This is a genomic window from Achromobacter sp. GW823-FHT04E03, from assembly GCF_058796095.1.
Window position 1 is genome coordinate 405,229 of record NZ_JBXAIJ010000003.1, and the last position, 16,882, is coordinate 422,110.

Below are 16,882 nucleotides of genomic sequence, written 5' to 3' on the forward strand. Positions count from 1 at the left end.
CGCCGGCAGCGGGAGCTTTCACTGGGACACGTTGAAGGTAGTAGTGGAAACGTAGCGGATCTTGGCGTATGCCTTGCCGTCGGCCTCGCCCGCCTTGTCTTCGACGTGGGCGGCTTCGAGCACGTACTGGCCGGGCCACGGGGTGGTGATTTCGATGCGGCCGTTCTCATCGCTGTGGAAGCGCTTCTCCCACTTGGGCGGGCCGAATACGGTGACTTCCGTCTTCGCCAGCGGCTTGCCCTTGAACTGCAGCACGAAGGCGTTGGTCCCGGCCGCGACCGGCACGAGTTCCAGGTCCAGCTTGCCCTCGGTGTCCGCGCGGCCGGCCTTGGCGCCGTACTGCACCAGGGTGTCCTTGAACTGGTAGGCCTGGCGCAAGCGCACATCGCCCTTGCCCGCCGCCGCGAATTCGAGGAAGTCGGCGCCTTCGCCCGAGGCCTTCAGCGGCTTGCCATCGGCGCCCGTAACGACGGGTGCGACCATGATCTTGCCGAGCAGGCCGTCACGCTTTTCGCGCACGTCATCCGCCCATTCCCCGAAATACGCCTTGGCCGGTCCCTCGGCGCTGCGTTCCAACCAAACGAAATGCGCCTGCGCGGCGCCCGCCGTGCCCAACAGGGCAATGGCGGCCAAGGTTCTTGCGAATGTCATTATTGATTTCCTTTAGAGGACCGGATCGGACCAGCCCCGCGGCCCAAGCCCGATTCGGAGGGTTTTAAATTATAACCATTCTCACTTCGAACTAGCAGCAAGACTTACCAGCGATAGCGCAGGCTGGCCTTGATGGAGCGCTGGTAGCCGTACCAGCACCAGGAATCGCCCGAGCACGACGCGATGTATTCCTTGTCGAACAGGTTCTGCACGTTCAGCGCCACCTGCATGCCCTTGAGCGACGGCGACGCGCGGCCCAGGTCGTAGTCCAGCATCAGGTCGAACAGCGTGACCGACGGCACCTTCAGGGTGTTGGTCTCGTTGGCATACGAGGAACCGATGTAGCGCACGCCGCCACCCACCCCCACGCCCGCCAGCGGACCGTCCTGCAACTGGTAGCGGGCCCAGGCGGACGCCTGTTGCGAAGGCACGCCCACCGGCGTCTTGCCCTTCAGGTTCATGCCCGCGGCGTTGGGATAGCCCTTGGAGTACTCGTTGTCCATCAAGGAGTAAGCAGCCACCAGCGTCAGGCCGCGCAGCGGCTCGGTCTTGGCTTCGAGCTCGATGCCCTGCGTGCGCAGCTCGCCCGCCTGGATCGAGCAGCGTCCGCCCGCCGTGCCGCAGATGTGGGTCGGATCCGGATCGGTGGTGGTCATGTTCTCGCGGCGGATGTCGAACGCCGCAAACGACAGCAGCGTGGCGCTGCCCGGCGGCTGGTACTTGATGCCGACCTCGTACTGGTTGCCTTCGATCGGCTTGAACGGCTTGTTCTGCCAGCCCGTGCCGGACTGCGGCTCGAACGATTCCGAATAGCTGAAGTACGGCGCCACGCCGTTGTCGAAGTTGTAGATCGCACCCAGGCGGCCCGTGAACTTCTCCGCATTCAGCGAGGACGGCGCGACCCGTCCGGTGGCGATCGTGGTGGTCTCGCCCACGGTGCGCGACCAGTCGTAGCGGCCACCCAGCAACACCGAGAGGCGATCGATCTTGATCTGGTCCTGGAAGTACAGGCCGGTCTGGTACTGCTTGTTGGTCGCATCCGTCGAGAACGCCGGCGCCGGGATGTTCTGATGATTGTTCGGGTTCAGCACATCCAGCGCGGGCGCGGTGCCAAAGCCGGACAGCGTGTCGGTCTTGACGTGCTGATAGTCAAAGCCCAGCAGCGTGGTGTGGGCGAAGGGGCCGGTGTTGAAACGCGCCTGCACATTGTTGTCCAGCACCAGCGCGCCCACGTCCACATCCGTCGCGATCGACGCGCGCTGCTGGTAGCGGTAGGTCTTGTCGGTATAGCCGTAGTTATTGGTCATCGCGCCGTAGATGCTGCGGTACTGCGCTTCCGCGCGCGTCCAGCGCAGGCTTTGCGATGCCTTGATGTTGTCGTTGAAGCGGTGCTCCAGCACATAGCCCAGCGAATAGCTCTTGCGGTCGCTCTTTTCGAAATTGGCGTCGCCGTCGTAGTAATCGGCCGGCAGGCGGATGCCGTCGGGCGCGGAAAGCAGCGTGCGCATGGCCGGCACGCTGCCATAGGAACCCATGTCGGGATCGCGCTGGAAGTTGGTCAGCACCGTCAGCGTCGTGTCGCTGCTGGGCTTCCAGGTAAAGGCCGGCGACACGAAGTAGCGGCGTTCCTTGGTGTCCTTGACCTGGCCGTCGGACATGTAGCCCGAGCCGACCAGGCGGTACAGGAACTTGCCGTCTTCATCGACCGGACCGCCGAAATCGAAGTTGGCGCGACGATAGTCATAGTTGCCGACCTGCACCTCGACCTCGCGCAGCGTCTCTTCCAGCGGGCGCTTGCTGACCTGGTTGACCACGCCGCCCGGACCGCCCTGCCCGTACATGACGGAGGCCGGTCCCTTCAGCACGTCCACGCGCTCCAGGCGATAGGTGTCCACCTGCGGCAAGGCGTCGCGCCCGCCGAATACTCGCAAGCCGTCCAGGTAGGACGAAGCCTGAAAGCCGCGCACGCTGAACTGGTCCAGGCGCGTGGCGGTGGCGCCGCGCGATTCGGTGGCCACGCCCGCGGTGTAGCGCAGCACCTGGTTCAGTGTCTGCGCGCCCTGCTCCGTGATCTGCTCGCGCGTGACGACCGATACCGACTGCGGCGTTTCGATCAGCGGCGTGTCGGTCTTGGTGGCGCTGGCGCTCACCGTGGCCACGTAGCCCACCGTCGTGATTGCGCTGTCGGACATGCCCGACACGGTCACCGGCGCCAGCGTGGGCGTGTCGCCCGCGGGCGCGGCAACCTGCAGCAGCGTCCAGGTATTGCCCGACTGCGCACGCGCCTGCAAACCGCTGCCCGACAGGATGCGGGCGAATCCCGCGCCCACCGAGTAGGCGCCGTCCAACCCGTCCGAGCGGCGTCCCCGCACCAGCGCCGGATCGAACGACAGGACCACGCCAGCGCTGCGCGCGAACTGCGTCAGGGCATCGGCCAAGGAGCCGGCAGCGATCTGGTAGCTGCGCGGCGCGTTCGCGGAAGCGGGCGCCGGCTGCGCCCAGGCCTGCGGCATGCCGGCGGCAAGCCCGCCCGCGCACATGGCGGCCAGCAGGGCCATGCGGCCGGCAGACAAGGGGGCGCGCAAGCGCGAGTGAGATGAAGCGGACACAAAACTCTCCCTGTACGGTGGTATCTATCCCTGCCTTCCGTACGGGATCGGAAAACCTGCAAGCCGCAGGCAAAAAAATTTGTAACGCTCAGGCCTCGCGCGGACCGACCTGCAGCCAATACTGCGTATGCCGCGTCACGCGGATGGGCAAGGCGGGCTCCAGTGCCTTGAGCGCACGCTCGGCGTCATCCAGCGGAAATACGCCCGACAGCCGCAGACCGGCCACCGCCGGATCCACCCGGATCATGCCCAGGCGCTGGCGAGCCAGGTATTGCGCGAAGTAGTCCAGGCGCCAGTCCTTGGCCACCACCAGCCCGTCGGTCCAGGCCAGCCGGTCGGGATCGGAGGCAAGACGGCCGACTTCGCCATGCTCGGAGAATTCCAGGCGCTCCCCGGCTTCCGCATGCGTAGCCACGCCGCCGCGCAGTAGCGTCACGCTGCCTTCGTACACGCCCAAGCGCGCGCCTGCGGCGGTGCGCCGCAGGTCAAAGCGCGCCCGTTCGGCGCGCAGTTCGCCATGCCCGGTATCCACGCGCAGAGCCGCCATGGCGGGCCGCATTTCGGTCCGCACCAGCACTTCGCCGCGCAACAGGTCCAGGCCGCGGGCATCGTCCTGCAAGTGCAGGCGCACCGCGCTGTCGCTGTTCAAGGTGATGTGCAATCCATCAGCCACCGCAACGGCCAGCCGTTCGCCTGTGCCGGTGCTGAGGTCCGCCGCCAGTCGCTGCCACGGCGTATGCCGGTAGCCCGCCCAACCGGTAAAAGCCGTGCCGCCAACAGCCAGCAATCCGCGCAATACCGTGCGACGGCCGGCCGATCGGGGCGAGGACGATGCAGAACGCGTCAGCGCGTCATGCGCCAACGCCGCCGGCACGCGCCGCGCATCCTGACTGATGCGCTGCAAGCGATCCCACGCGCAGCGATGCGCGGGATCCTGCGCCAGCCATGCCTCGCAGGACTGCCGCTCTGCCGCACCGGCCAGGCCGGATTGCAGCCGCACCCACCAGGCGATCGCCTGGTCGGCGACGGGGTCCGCGGCGCTAGTCATCAAAGGCCGCGTAGCACGCGGTCATGGCGCGCACCATGTATTGCTGCACCGAACTCAAGGAGACTTCGAGCCGCTGGGCGATCTCGGGATAGGTCAGCCCGTCGAGCTGCGACAGCAGGAACGCGGAACGCGCCTTGGGCGGCAAGCCGTCCAGCAGACGGTCCAGCCGCGCCAGCGATTGCAGTTGCTCGGTCTGCTCTTCGGGGGACGGCGCATAAGCCTCGGGTATGGCGGCCAGGTAGGCGAGATAGGCCCGTTCCAATGCCGCATGCCGCTGGTGGTCCACCACCAGGCCCTTGGCAATGGTGGTCAGCAGTCCGCGTGCTTCGCCGGCGCGCACCGCCTTGCGGCCCTGGATCACGCGCAGAAACACGTCTTGCGCCAGGTCTTCGGCCCGGTGCTCGCAGCCAAGCCTGCGGCGCAGCCAGCCGAACAGCCAGGGGCGGTGATCGCGGTACAGGCCATCGACGGGCGCGGCGGAAGGGTCGGTGCGCGCGGCCGATGCGGACAAGAGGGTGGAAGACACGTTGGAAACTGCGGTGCTGGACCAGAAGTCTCCAAATCTTAATTGATAATGACTTGTATTACCAATTTCAACCGCGATCTGCCCGGAAAATTCGGACAGATGCGGCGCGACTACAACGACACGGTGTGGCGGCGTTCCGATTCCAGGTACTCGCGCGACTGCATTTCCAGGATGCGCGAGACCGTGCGGTGGAATTCATTGGCAAGCGCGCCTTCCGTGTAGATCTCCTCGGGTTCGCACTCGGCGGACATGATGAGCTTGACGCGGTGGTCATAGAACACGTCGATCAGCCAGGTGAAGCGGCGCGCCTCCGAAGCCTGGCGCGGTCCCATGCGCGGCACGCCCGACAGGATCACCGCATGGAAGCGGTTGGCCAACTCCAGATAATCGTTCTGCGAACGCGGCCCGCCGCAAAGCGTGGCGAAATCGAACCACACCACCGATCCGCCCAGCGCCAGCGCGCGGATCTCGCGGTGCTCGATATGCAGCACCGGATCCTGGGGCGGCGTGTCGGCCAGGCTGTCGAATGCTTCCTGCAATGCTTTCTGGGCGCGCTCGTCCAGCGGCGTGTGATAGCACTGCACCTGTTCCAGCGAGCGGCGGCGGTAGTCCACGCCGGCGTCCACGTTCATGATGTCCATGCGCGCCTGGATCAGCTGGATCGCGGGCAGGATGCGGTCGCGGTGCAGGCCGTCCGGATACAGGGTCGAGGGCTCGTAGTTGGACGTCATCACGAAGGACGTGCCGTACTCGAACAGCTTGAACAGCAGCCGGTGCAGGATCATCGCGTCGGCCACGTCGGATACGTGGAACTCGTCGAAGCAGATCAGGCGGTAGCGTTTGGCCACGCGCCTGGCCACTTCGTCCAGCGGATCCTGCATGCCCTTCACTTCTTCGAGTTCGCGGTGCACGCCGCGCATGAATTCGTGGAAGTGCAGGCGCGTCTTGCGCACCACGGGCACGGTGGCGTAGAAGGCGTCCATCAGGAAGCTCTTGCCCCGCCCCACTCCGCCCCACAGGTACACGCCGCGCGGCACGTCGGGGCGGTTCAGCAGCTTCTTCAGCGCGTTCGAGCGCATCGACTTGAACTTGACCCATTCGTCGAAATAGCGCTGCAGCCGGTCGATCGCCTTTTTCTGGGCTTCGTCGGGCTTGTAGCCGCGTTCGGCCAGGGCGTGTTCGTAGTATTCGCGGACGTTCATGTGGGAGCAGGAAAAGCAGAATGAAAAAAGGGCGGATCCGTGAACCCGCCCCCGTCTTGCATCGGCTATGCGCGTATCAGAAGTTCAATGCGCGCTTGTCCACGGCCAATGCGGCTTCCTTCACGGCTTCCGACAGCGTCGGGTGCGCGTGGCAGATGCGGGCGATGTCTTCGGCTGCGCCACGGAATTCCATGATGGTCACGGCTTCCGAGATCAGTTCCGAGGCCATCGGGCCCACGATGTGCACGCCCAGGACCTCGTCGGTCTTGGCATCGGCGATCACCTTGGCAAAGCCGGTGGTGTCGCCCAGCGCGCGGGCGCGGCCGTTGGCCAGGAAGGGGAAGCTGCCAGCCTTGTACTCGCGGCCTTCGGCCTTGAGCTGCTGCTCGGTCTTGCCGACCCAGGCGATTTCCGGCGAGGTGTAGATCACCCACGGCACGGTGTCGAAGTTGACGTGGCCGTGCTGGCCGGCGATGCGCTCGGCAACCGCCACGCCTTCTTCCTCGGCCTTGTGCGCCAGCATCGGGCCGCGCACCACGTCGCCCACTGCCCAGACGTTCGGCAGGTTGGTCTTGCAGTCGCCGTCCACGGCGATGAAGCCGCGCTCGTCGAGCTTCAGGCCCACGGTGTCGGCGTTCAAGCCGCCGGTGTAGGGCACGCGGCCGATCGAAACGATCAGCTTGTCGACCACCAGCTTCTGCTCGGCGCCCTTGGCGTCGACGTAGGGCACGGTGACGGACTTGGCGGTCGCCTTGATCTCGCCGATCTTGACGCCCATCTGGATGTTCAGGCCTTGCTTGGTGAAGGCCTTCAGGGCTTCCTTGGCCACCTGGCCGTCAGCCGCAGCCAGGAATTCCGGCATGGCTTCCAGGATGGTGACTTCGGAACCCAGGCGGCGCCACACGCTGCCCATTTCCAGGCCGATCACGCCGGCGCCGATCACGCCCAGCGTCTTCGGCACGGCGCCGATGTTCAGCGCGCCGTCGTTGGACAGCACGACCTTTTCGTCGAACGGCAGGCCGGGCAGCTCGCGCGCCGACGAACCGGTGGCGACCACCACGTGCTTGGCAACCAGGTCTTCCTCGGCGGTGCCGGTGACCTTGATGGCCCAGCCGCCGTCAACCTGGCCGGCGAACGCGCCCTTGCCATGGAAGAACGTGACCTTGTTCTTCTTGAACAGGTACAGGATGCCGTCGTTGTTCTGCTTGACCACCGTATTCTTGCGGCCGATCAGCGTGTCGAGCTTCAGGCTGACGCCCTTGACTTCGATGCCGTGCTCGGCGAAGTGGTGGTTGGCTTGTTCGTAGTGCTCGGACGATTGCAGCAGCGCCTTGGACGGGATGCAGCCGACGTTGGTGCAGGTGCCGCCGGGAGCCGGGCCGCCTTGGCCGTTCTGCCAGGCGTCGATGCAAGCCACCGACATGCCGAGCTGCGCGGCGCGGATGGCGGCGATGTAGCCGCCGGGGCCCGCGCCGATGACGACGACGTCAAATTGTTTGGACATAGTGTTCTCGCGAAGAGGTATTGAGTGGAACACGCCCCGCCCTGCGGGCCGGCATGGAGCCGGCCGGGGCGCCGCAAGACCCGAAGGTCGATCGGGCGCCGGGCCGGGGCGTCGAGATTACAGGTCCAGCAACAGGCGCTGCGGATCTTCCAGGGCGTCCTTCATGGCGACCAGGCCCAGCACGGCTTCGCGGCCGTCGATGATGCGGTGGTCGTAGGACAGCGCCAGGTAGTTCATCGGGCGGATGACGATCTGGCCGTTTTCAACCACGGCGCGATCCTTGGTGGCGTGCACGCCCAGGATGGCCGATTGCGGCGGGTTGATGATCGGGGTCGACAGCATCGAGCCGAACACGCCGCCGTTGGAGATCGAGAACGTGCCGCCGGTCATTTCTTCAATGCCCAGCTTGCCGTCAGCGGCGCGGCGGCCGAAGTCGGCGATGGTCTTTTCGATGTCGGCGATCGACAGCTGGTCGGCGTTGCGCAGGATCGGCACAACCAGGCCGCGCGGGCTGCCGACAGCGATACCGATGTCGAAGTAGCCGTGGTAGATGATGTCCTTGCCGTCGATCGAGGCGTTGATCAGCGGGAACTTCTTCAGCGCGGCAACGGCGGCCTTGACGAAGAACGACATGAAGCCCAGCTTGATGCCGTGCTCTTTCTCGAACTTGTCCTTGTACTTGTTGCGCAGGTCGATGACGGCCTGCATGTTCACTTCGTTGAACGTGGTCAGGATCGCGTTTTCCTGTTGCGATTGCAGCAGGCGCTCGGCGATGCGGGCGCGCAGGCGGCTCATCGGCACGCGCTGTTCCGGACGGCCGTCCAGCGACAGCGTCGGGGGCGCGACCGGAGCGGCGGCCTTGGCCGGAGCGGCCTTGGCGGGAGCGCTGGCGGCCAGGGCATCGCCCTTGGTCACGCGGCCGTCGCGGCCGGAGCCAGCCACGGAAGCGGCGTCAACGCCCTTCTCGGCCAGGATCTTGGCAGCAGCGGGCGAAGCCACGCCGGCGGCAGCCGACGAAGCGGGAGCGGCGGCCGGAGCGGCAGCGGCTTGCTCGGCGGCCTTGGGCGCTTCGGCGGCGGGCGCGGCGGCGGCAACGGCGGCCTTGCCGGCGGTGTCGATGCGAGCCAGCACTTCGCCGGAGGTGACGGTGCTGCCGTCGCCCTTGACGATTTCAGCCAGCACGCCCGAAGCGGGAGCCGGCACTTCCAGCACGACCTTGTCGGTTTCGACTTCGATCAGGATTTCGTCCGCTTCAACGGCAGCGCCCGGCTGCTTCTTCCAGGTCAGCAGCGTCGCTTCGGAGACGGATTCGGAGAGTTGGGGGACGACGACGTCGGTAATAGCCATTTTGTTTGTTCCGTAAAGTTTGTGTTCTGGTCGCGCTGCGCGGCAAGCTTCGAATCGGAATTCCAGAAACCTGCGCGCGCGGCGCGTGCATCAAGCGAGTGTTACTTCGTCAACATGACCTTGAACTTGGGCGCGAAAGCCGTTTCGATCAGGGCCTTCTGCTGCTCCTGGTGCTTGGCCAGGTAGCCCACGGCCGGCGATGCCGACGCGGCGCGGCCGGCGTAACCCAGCTTCTGGCCTTCGACCATGTTCTCGTACACGTGATGCTGAACGTAGAACCAGGCGCCCTGGTTCTGCGGTTCGTCCTGAACCCAGATCACTTCGGTTGCCTTCGGGTACTTGCGCAGTTCCGTTTCGAACGACTTGTGCGCGAACGGATACAGCTGTTCGACGCGGACGATCGCAACGTTGTCGGCGCCACGCTCGCGGCGGGCATTGACCAGATCGTAGTAGACCTTGCCCGAGCAAGCCAGCACGCGCTTGACCTTGCTGGCGTCGATGGCCTCGTCGACCTCGCCGATGACCGGGCGGAAGCTGCCGCCGGCCAGGTCGGTCAGGGGCGAACCGGCGTCCTTGTTGCGCAGCAGCGACTTGGGCGTGAACAGCACCAGCGGCTTGCGGAACGGACGGATCATCTGACGGCGCAGCACGTGGAAGATCTGCGACGCGGAGGTCGGCTGGACCACTTGCATGTTGTTGTCGGCGCACAGCTGCAGGAAGCGCTCGATGCGGCCCGACGAGTGCTCGGGACCCTGGCCTTCGTAGCCGTGCGGCAACATCAGGGTCAGGCCCGACTGGCGGCCCCACTTGGCTTCGCCGGAGCTGATGAACTGGTCGATCACGACCTGGGCGCCGTTGACGAAGTCGCCGAACTGGCCTTCCCAGATGGTCAGCGTGTTGGGTTCGGCGCTGGAGTAACCGTATTCAAAGCCCAGCACAGCCTCTTCGGACAGCACGGAGTCGATGACGGTGAACGGAGCCTGGCCTTCCGAGACGTTCTGCAGCGGAATGTAGGTGCCGTCGTTCCAGCGTTCGCGGTTCTGGTCGTGCAGCACGGCATGGCGGTGCGTGAACGTGCCGCGGCCCGAGTCCTGGCCGGTGATGCGGATGGCGTAGCCCGAGGACACCAGGGTCGCGAAGGCGAGGTGTTCGCCCATGCCCCAGTCCAGGTTCATTTCGCCCTTGGCCATGGTGCGGCGGTCGTTCAGCAGCTTGGCGACCAGCGGGTGCACCGTGAAGCCTTCCGGCACGCTGGTGATGCGTTCGCCGATGCGCTTGAGTTCGGCCAGCGGCACGGCGGTGTCGGCCTGGTCGGTCCACTTGGCGCCCAGGAACGGCGACCAGTCGATGGCGTACTTGCTCTTGTAGTCGGTCAGCACCGGTTCGATGGTGCGCTGGCCGTCTTCCATCAGCTGGCGGTAATCCTTGACGAGCTGATCGGCTTCGCCGTCGGCCAGCACGCCTTGCGTGGTCAGCTTGTCGGCGTACAGCTTGCGCGTGCCGGGGTGATGGCCGATGCGCTTGTACATCAGGGGCTGCGTCAGCGACGGGGTGTCTTGCTCGTTGTGGCCCAGCTTGCGGAAGCAGACGATGTCCACGACCACGTCGTGGCGGAACTGCAGACGGTAGTCCAGCGCCAGCTTGGTCACGAACACGACGGCTTCGGGATCGTCGCCGTTGACGTGGAACACCGGCGCTTCGATCATCTTGACCACGTCGGTGCAATACAGCGTCGAGCGCGAGTCGCGGGGGTCGGACGTGGTGAAGCCGATCTGGTTGTTGATGACGATGTGCAGCGTGCCGCCCGTGCCATAGCCGCGGGTCTGGGCCAGGTTCAGGGTTTCCATGACCACGCCCTGGCCGGCGAAGGCCGCATCGCCGTGCACCAGCACCGGCAGCACTTGCTTGCCTTCGGCGTCGCCGCGGCGTTCCTGGCGGGCGCGCGCGCTGCCTTCGACCACGGGGTTGACGATTTCCAGGTGGGACGGGTTGAACGCGAGCGACAGGTGGACCGGGCCGCCACGGGTGGACAGGTCGCTGGAGAAGCCGTTGTGGTACTTCACGTCGCCGTCGGTCAGGCCTTCGGCGTGCTTGCCTTCGAACTCGGCGAACAGGTCGCCGGGCATCTTGCCCATGATGTTCACGAGCAGGTTCAGGCGGCCGCGGTGGGCCATGCCGACCACGATTTCCTGGACGCCGTTTTCACCGGCGTGGTTCACCACTTCGTCCATCGAGGCGATGAAGCTTTCGCCGCCTTCCAGCGAGAAGCGCTTCTGGCCGACGTACTTGGTGTGCAGGAAGCGCTCGAGGCCTTCGGACTCGGTCAGCTGCTGCAGGATGTGGCGCTTTTCTTCGGCCGAGTAGGCGGGCGCGCCCAGGGTGGCTTCCAGGCGTTCCTGGATCCAGCGCTTGGCGGCGGGGTCGGAGATGTGCGTGAATTCGGCACCGATGCTGCGGCAGTACGTGTCGCGCAGCGCCTTCAGGATGTCGCGCAGCGTCATCGTGCTGGCGGTCGTGAAGTAGGTGTTGGTGGCCGAGTAGGTCTGGTCCAGATCGGCTTCGGTCAGGCCGTAGAAGGCCGGATCGAGTTCGGGGATCGGGGGACGTTCCTGGCGCTTGAGCGGATCCAGGTCGGCCCAGCGCGAACCCAGGGAGCGGTAGGCCGCGATCAGCGACTGCACCGAAACCTGCTTGCTGGCCACGGTCAGGTCGGGTTCGGCCGCGCGTTGCACGAAGGCATTGGCCTTGGCGCGCTGGGCGAACGATTCGACGATGGGAGCGTGGGCCTGGTCGCGGGTGGATTCCTGGCCGTCGGTAGCGGGAGCGTGTTGCAGCTGGTCGAAGTATTCGCGCCAGTTGTCAGGTACCGAACCGGGATTGTCGAGGTAGGCTTCGTAAAGCTCCTCAACATAAGGGGCGTTACCCCCAAAGAGATAAGACGTGGATAGAGATTCTATTTCCGAAGACATATCGCTTCACCTTTACGAGTGCTTCACTCGACACGATGCAGGAAAACCTTCCGCGACACGGGCTTCCCGTTAGGCGGATAGCAGGGGCAGAAGGCGCGTACAAGCCTTAAAAGCCGTATGGGATAAGAGTATAGCCCTTTGAGTTTAAGGACGTCTTCTTGCGTTTGCGTGACGCAAAAGCGCATTCGGAATGCCGTCATGCAGCATTGGAATGTCCAGGCAACCCCTTCCATTGCGCCGTCTACTCGCATTCAATTTCCGGCAACCCAAAATGCCGCGCCGCATCATTTTCACTGGCAGAAATTGCAGTGTTGCGCATTAGCCTCGTTCATACGGGCAATTCGGTGGTCGACAGGATCTCTTTCAGGACGAAAAAGGTGCGGATCTGGCGTACGCCGGGCAGCTTGATGATCTCGCCCGCATGCAGCTTGTTGAAGCGTTCCAGATCACGGATGCGCAGCATCAGGAAGTAGTCGAACTCGCCGGCCACCAGGTGGCATTCCAGGCAGCCGCTGATGCCGCGCGCCGCGGCTTCGAAATCGGTGAAGGACTCCGGCGTGGAGCGGTCCAGCACCACGCCCACGATGACCAGGGTGGCCATGTCCACTTCCGCCGGCTCCAGCAGGGCGACAGTCTTGCGGATGACGCCCTCGTTCTTGAGCTTTTCCACGCGGCGCAGGCAGGCGGCCGGGCTCAGGTGGACGCGCGCGCTCAGCTCCAGGTTGGTGATCTGCGCGTCCTGCTGCAGCACGCGCAGGATGTGGCGATCAATGCGGTCCAGCTCAGAATTTGCCGGCATTTGATACGTCCCTGAAAATTAAATTTCGATCAAAAAGCCAATCAGGAAATATTAAATAGAAACCTGGACGTTTATTTAATTATTTTCCTTTTAAATAATAAAAATACGCAATTGACGGCAAATCCTTGAAATTCCTATGATTTTTCCATCCGCGCCACCCGGCCCGGCCCAGGAGAGTCCCATGGATCTGCAACGATTTCCGCGCCATCGCCTGACCTTCGGCGACACCCCCATCGAAAAGCTCGAGCGCCTGTCCACGCATCTGGGCGGCAAGGTCGAGATCTACGCCAAGCGCGAAGACTGCAACAGCGGCCTCGCGTTCGGCGGCAACAAGCTGCGCAAGCTGGAGTACCTGATCCCGCAGGCGCTGGAACAGGGCTGCGACACGCTGGTCACCATCGGCGGCATCCAGTCCAACCACACCCGCATGGTGGCTGCGGTGGCCGCCAAGCTGGGCCTGGCCTGCGTGCTGGTGCAGGAAAACTGGGTGGACTATTCAGACGCGGTCTACGACCGGGTCGGCAACATCATGATGAGCCGCCTGATGGGCGCCGACGTGCGTCTTGTGGACCAGGGGTTTGACATCGGCTTTCGCCGCAGCTGGGAAGAGGCGCTGGAAGACGTCCGCAAGCGCGGCGGCAAGCCCTACGCGATTCCGGCCGGCGCATCCGACCATGAACTTGGCGGCCTGGGCTACGTCGGCTTCGCCGAGGAAGTGCGGCGCCAGGAAGCCGAGCTGGGCTTCAAGTTCGACTACATCGTCGTCTGCGCCGTCACGGGCAGTACGCAGGCCGGCATGGTGGTGGGCTTTGCGGCGGATGGCCGCGCGGACCGCGTCATCGGTATCGACGCTTCGGGCACGCCCGAGCAAACCCGCGCGCAGATCCTGCGCATCGCGCGGCGCACGGCCGATATGGTCGGACTCGGGACTGCCATCGAAGAGCGCGACGTGGTGCTGGACACCCGCTATGCCTATCCGGCCTACGGCCTGCCCTCGGCCGAGACCAACGAGGCCATCCGCCTCTGCGCCCGGCTCGAGGGCATGATGACCGACCCGGTCTACGAAGGAAAATCCATGCAGGGCATGATGGACATCATCCGCCGCGGCGAGATTCCGGCCGGTTCGCGGGTTCTGTATGCGCACCTGGGAGGGGTGCCGGCGATCAACGCCTACAGCTTTCTCTACCGCAACGGATAAGGGCGCCTACGGCGCCTTCGGCTGGCCTTGCGGCGACTTGCGCTGAAAGTCCAGCCTTGCCCCAGGGCTTGCCAGCCCTGGCCGCCAGCGCCCATGATGAGCGCAGGAAGCGCAGCCCAGCCGGCGTGTCCGCCGGCTGGGCTTTTTTCCGTGGCCGGACCTTCCCGACACATCGCCTCCGCAAAATTATGTACATAGTTTGTATACAAAACTAGGATTTCCAGCTATGGTGCTGATCATCAGGAAGTCGTCCGCCCACCCACGCCCGGCCGCCGCGCGCCGTTGCACTCCGCCCGCCTGTCCATGACCGTCTACGATTCCACGCTCCCCTACCCCCGCGACCTGGCCGGCTACGGCCGCAATCCGCCGCATGCCCGATGGCCGGGGCAGGCGCGCATCGCGGTGCAGTTCGTGCTGAATTACGAGGAAGGCGGCGAAAACAGCGTGCTGCATGGCGACGCCGGGTCCGAACAGTTCCTGTCGGAAATGTTCAACCCCGCCAGCTATCCCGAGCGCCACCTCAGCATGGAAGGCATCTACGAGTACGGCTCGCGCGCCGGCGTCTGGCGCATCCTGCGCGAATTCGAGAAGCGCGGCCTGCCGCTGACGGTGTTCGGCGTCGGCATGGCCTTGCAGCGCCACCCCGAGCTGACCGCCGCCTTCGTCGAGCTGGGACACGAGATCGCCTGCCACGGCTGGCGCTGGATCCACTATCAGCACATCGACGAGGCCACCGAGCGCGAACACATGCGCCTGGCCATGGACGCGATCACGCAATTGACCGGCAGCCGTCCGCTGGGCTGGTACACCGGACGCGACAGCCCGCGCACGCGGCGTCTGGTGGCCGACTACGGCGGCTTCGAGTACGACAGCGACTACTACGGCGACGACCTGCCCTTCTGGATGCGCGTACAGAAAACGGACGGCAGCGTCGTGCCGCAACTGATCGTGCCCTACACGCTGGACTGCAACGACATGCGCTTCGCGCTGCCGCAGGGCTATTCGCACGCAGATCCCTTCTTCCAGTACCTGAAGGACAGCTTCGACGCGCTCTACGCCGAAGGCGACGAGGCCCCCAAGATGATGAGCATCGGCATGCATTGCCGCCTGCTGGGCCGGCCCGGCCGCATCACTGCGCTGCAGCGCTTCCTGGACCACATTGCCAGCCATGACCGCGTCTGGGTCTGCCGGCGCCTGGACATCGCGCGCCACTGGAAGACGGCGCATCCCTACACCCCCAACGCCTGAACAGGACGGCCATGGCCCACACCCTAGCCCAACTCAATGCGGCAGCGCCCGCGGACGCCGCCGCCATGCTCGACGGCCTGTACGGCCGCGCGCCCTGGATCGCCGAACGCGCGCTTGGCCACCGGCCGTTCCGCTCGCTGGCCGACCTGGCGCAGCGCCTGCGCCGCGCCGTGAACGACGCGGATGCCGATGCCCGGACGGCGCTACTGCGCGCCCATCCCGAGCTGGCAGCAGGGACGCCCCAGGACGCGGATTCGGCGCGCGAACAGGACCTGGCCGGATTGGCCGCGTGTACGCCCGCCGAATCTGCCCGCCTGCAAGCGTTGAACGCCGACTACCGCGCCAGGTTCGGCTTTCCCTTCGTGCTGGCCGTGCGCGGCCCGCGCGGCGCCGGCATGACGCGCCAGCAGGTGATCGACGAGTTCACCCGCCGCCTGGACAACCCGCCGGACCTGGAGTTCGATGAGGCCCAGCAGCAGTTGCACCGCATCGCCGAGATCCGCCTGCGCGATGGCTTCGGCGCCGAACCCGCCATCGGCAACGACATCTGGGACTGGGGCGAGCAACTGGCCGTCCACAGCGATCCCGGCTACGCCGAAAAAGGGCAGCTCACCGTCACCTACCTGACCGAAGCCCACCTCGCCTGCGCCGGACTGTTGTCGCAATGGATGCGCGACTGCGGCTTCGACGAGGTCGGCATCGACGCGGTCGGCAACGTGGTTGGCCGCTACCTGGCCGCCAGCCCCGACGCCCCCACGCTCATGACGGGCAGCCATTACGACACCGTGCGCAACGCCGGCAAATACGACGGCCGGCTGGGCATCTTCGTGCCGATGGCCTGCGTGCGCGAACTGCGCCGCCAGGGCAAGCGCCTGCCCTACCACCTGGAAGTCATTGGCTTCGCGGAAGAGGAAGGCCAGCGCTACCGCGCCACCTTCCTGGGCTCGGGCGCACTGATCGGCGACTTCAAGCCGCAATGGCTGGACCAGCAGGACGACGACGGCGTCAGCATGCGCGACGCCATGGCGCAAGCCGGCCTGCGCAGTGAAGACATTCCCACGCTCAAGCGCGACCCTGCCCGCTATCTGGGCTTCGTCGAAGTCCACATCGAACAAGGGCCGGTGCTCTACGAAATGGGGCTGCCGCTGGCCGTGGTCACGTCCATCAACGGCTGCGTGCGCTACCAGGTGCGGATCCACGGCCTGGCCTGCCACGCCGGCACCACGCCCATGAACCGCCGCCGTGACGCCGCCACCGCCACGGCCGAACTGGCCTTGTACGTGGAGCAGCGCGCCGCCCGCGACGGCGACTCGGTCGGCACCATAGGCATGCTGGAAGTCCCGGGCGGCTCGATCAACGTGGTGCCGGGAGAATGCCGCTTCAGCCTGGACCTGCGCGCGCCCAGCGACGCGCAGCGCGATGCGCTGGCGCATGACGTGCTGGCCGAACTCGAAGCCATCTGCCAGCGCCGCGGCCTGCGCTACACGCTGGAAGAAACCATGCGCGCCGCCGCCGCGCCCAGCGATCGCGCCTGGCAGCAGCGCTGGGAACGCGCCGTCGACGCGCTGGGACTGCCCGTCCACCGCATGCCCAGCGGCGCCGGCCACGACGCCATGAAGCTGCACGAGGTCATGCCCCAGGCCATGCTGTTCGTGCGCGGCCAGAATTCCGGCATCAGCCACAACCCGCGCGAATCCACCTCCAGCGACGACATCCAGCTTGCCGTGCTGGCGTTCCTGAACCTGCTCGACGACCTTGCCCACGACACCCAATAGCCGACC

At 65.6% G+C, this 16,882-nt stretch carries 12 protein-coding genes; 3 read left to right on the forward strand and 9 right to left on the reverse strand.

All coding sequences use genetic code 11. The features are described from left to right. Positions 1 to 18 precede the first annotated feature (18 nt). The 9 genes from AC1RHV_RS21490 to AC1RHV_RS21530 form a co-directional block, all read right to left on the reverse strand. Positions 19 to 651 carry a DUF4198 domain-containing protein gene (locus AC1RHV_RS21490; RefSeq protein WP_119450933.1) on the reverse strand — a complete coding sequence of 211 codons (633 nt, stop codon included), beginning with the start codon at positions 649 to 651 and terminating at the stop codon, positions 19 to 21. Between the two features lie 104 nt (positions 652 to 755). Next, entirely contained in the window at positions 756 to 3,209 is a 2,454-nt protein-coding gene (locus tag AC1RHV_RS21495; protein WP_370528710.1) for a TonB-dependent siderophore receptor, read from the reverse strand. A gap of 139 nt (positions 3,210 to 3,348) precedes the next feature. Continuing rightward, positions 3,349 to 4,308 (reverse strand): FecR domain-containing protein, encoded by a 960-nt coding sequence (locus AC1RHV_RS21500; RefSeq protein ID WP_119450935.1) that lies wholly within the window; start codon positions 4,306 to 4,308, stop codon positions 3,349 to 3,351. Continuing rightward, a complete protein-coding gene (locus AC1RHV_RS21505; protein WP_082400675.1) occupies positions 4,301 to 4,834 on the reverse strand; it encodes a sigma-70 family RNA polymerase sigma factor in 534 nt (177 codons plus the stop codon). Before AC1RHV_RS21505 ends, AC1RHV_RS21500 begins: the two co-directional genes overlap by 8 nt. Before the next feature lie 110 nt (positions 4,835 to 4,944). After that, positions 4,945 to 6,036: a cell division protein ZapE gene (zapE, locus tag AC1RHV_RS21510; protein WP_054450771.1), complete on the reverse strand. Its 1,092-nt coding sequence runs from the start codon at positions 6,034 to 6,036 to the stop codon at positions 4,945 to 4,947. 76 nt (positions 6,037 to 6,112) lie between these two features. Continuing rightward, positions 6,113 to 7,540: a dihydrolipoyl dehydrogenase gene (gene lpdA, locus AC1RHV_RS21515; RefSeq protein WP_492301939.1), complete on the reverse strand. Its 1,428-nt coding sequence runs from the start codon at positions 7,538 to 7,540 to the stop codon at positions 6,113 to 6,115. A gap of 117 nt (positions 7,541 to 7,657) precedes the next feature. Beyond that, positions 7,658 to 8,887 (reverse strand): 2-oxoglutarate dehydrogenase complex dihydrolipoyllysine-residue succinyltransferase, encoded by a 1,230-nt coding sequence (gene odhB, locus AC1RHV_RS21520; RefSeq protein WP_054450766.1) that lies wholly within the window; start codon positions 8,885 to 8,887, stop codon positions 7,658 to 7,660. A gap of 101 nt (positions 8,888 to 8,988) precedes the next feature. Next, a complete protein-coding gene (locus tag AC1RHV_RS21525) occupies positions 8,989 to 11,856 on the reverse strand; it encodes a 2-oxoglutarate dehydrogenase E1 component (RefSeq protein ID WP_054450764.1) in 2,868 nt (955 codons plus the stop codon). 328 nt (positions 11,857 to 12,184) lie between these two features. Then, on the reverse strand, positions 12,185 to 12,655 hold the full coding sequence (locus AC1RHV_RS21530; protein WP_054450761.1) for an Lrp/AsnC family transcriptional regulator: 471 nt from the start codon (positions 12,653 to 12,655) through the stop codon (positions 12,185 to 12,187). A gap of 181 nt (positions 12,656 to 12,836) precedes the next feature. Between AC1RHV_RS21530 and AC1RHV_RS21535 the strand changes: the two genes are divergently transcribed. The 3 genes from AC1RHV_RS21535 to uraD all read left to right on the forward strand — a co-directional run bounded on the left by AC1RHV_RS21535 (position 12,837) and on the right by uraD (position 16,876). Beyond that, the gene (locus AC1RHV_RS21535; protein ID WP_119450938.1) at positions 12,837 to 13,853 is read left to right on the forward strand and encodes a 1-aminocyclopropane-1-carboxylate deaminase; all 1,017 of its coding nucleotides are present in this window, start codon (positions 12,837 to 12,839) and stop codon (positions 13,851 to 13,853) included. Between the two features lie 303 nt (positions 13,854 to 14,156). Next, on the forward strand, positions 14,157 to 15,101 hold the full coding sequence (gene puuE / locus AC1RHV_RS21540; protein ID WP_175163661.1) for an allantoinase PuuE: 945 nt from the start codon (positions 14,157 to 14,159) through the stop codon (positions 15,099 to 15,101). An 11-nt stretch (positions 15,102 to 15,112) separates the two neighbouring features. Further along, positions 15,113 to 16,876 (forward strand): 2-oxo-4-hydroxy-4-carboxy-5-ureidoimidazoline decarboxylase, encoded by a 1,764-nt coding sequence (gene uraD, locus AC1RHV_RS21545; protein WP_492301941.1) that lies wholly within the window; start codon positions 15,113 to 15,115, stop codon positions 16,874 to 16,876. Positions 16,877 to 16,882 lie beyond the last annotated feature (6 nt).

What these genes read in the sequence shown, in the direction of transcription:
- AC1RHV_RS21535 (WP_119450938.1), top strand. Translation starts at nt 12,837, where the DNA reads ATGGATCTGCAACGATTTCCGCGCCATCGCCTGACCTTCGGCGACACC.
- puuE (WP_175163661.1), top strand. Translation starts at nt 14,157, where the DNA reads ATGACCGTCTACGATTCCACGCTCCCCTACCCCCGCGACCTGGCCGGC.
- AC1RHV_RS21530 (WP_054450761.1), bottom strand. Translation starts at nt 12,655, where the DNA reads ATGCCGGCAAATTCTGAGCTGGACCGCATTGATCGCCACATCCTGCGC.
- zapE (WP_054450771.1), bottom strand. Translation starts at nt 6,036, where the DNA reads ATGAACGTCCGCGAATACTACGAACACGCCCTGGCCGAACGCGGCTAC.
- lpdA (WP_492301939.1), bottom strand. Translation starts at nt 7,540, where the DNA reads ATGTCCAAACAATTTGACGTCGTCGTCATCGGCGCGGGCCCCGGCGGC.
- odhB (WP_054450766.1), bottom strand. Translation starts at nt 8,887, where the DNA reads ATGGCTATTACCGACGTCGTCGTCCCCCAACTCTCCGAATCCGTCTCC.
- uraD (WP_492301941.1), top strand. Translation starts at nt 15,113, where the DNA reads ATGGCCCACACCCTAGCCCAACTCAATGCGGCAGCGCCCGCGGACGCC.
- AC1RHV_RS21495 (WP_370528710.1), bottom strand. Translation starts at nt 3,209, where the DNA reads ATGGCCCTGCTGGCCGCCATGTGCGCGGGCGGGCTTGCCGCCGGCATG.
- AC1RHV_RS21525 (WP_054450764.1), bottom strand. Translation starts at nt 11,856, where the DNA reads ATGTCTTCGGAAATAGAATCTCTATCCACGTCTTATCTCTTTGGGGGT.
- AC1RHV_RS21500 (WP_119450935.1), bottom strand. Translation starts at nt 4,308, where the DNA reads ATGACTAGCGCCGCGGACCCCGTCGCCGACCAGGCGATCGCCTGGTGG.
- AC1RHV_RS21490 (WP_119450933.1), bottom strand. Translation starts at nt 651, where the DNA reads ATGACATTCGCAAGAACCTTGGCCGCCATTGCCCTGTTGGGCACGGCG.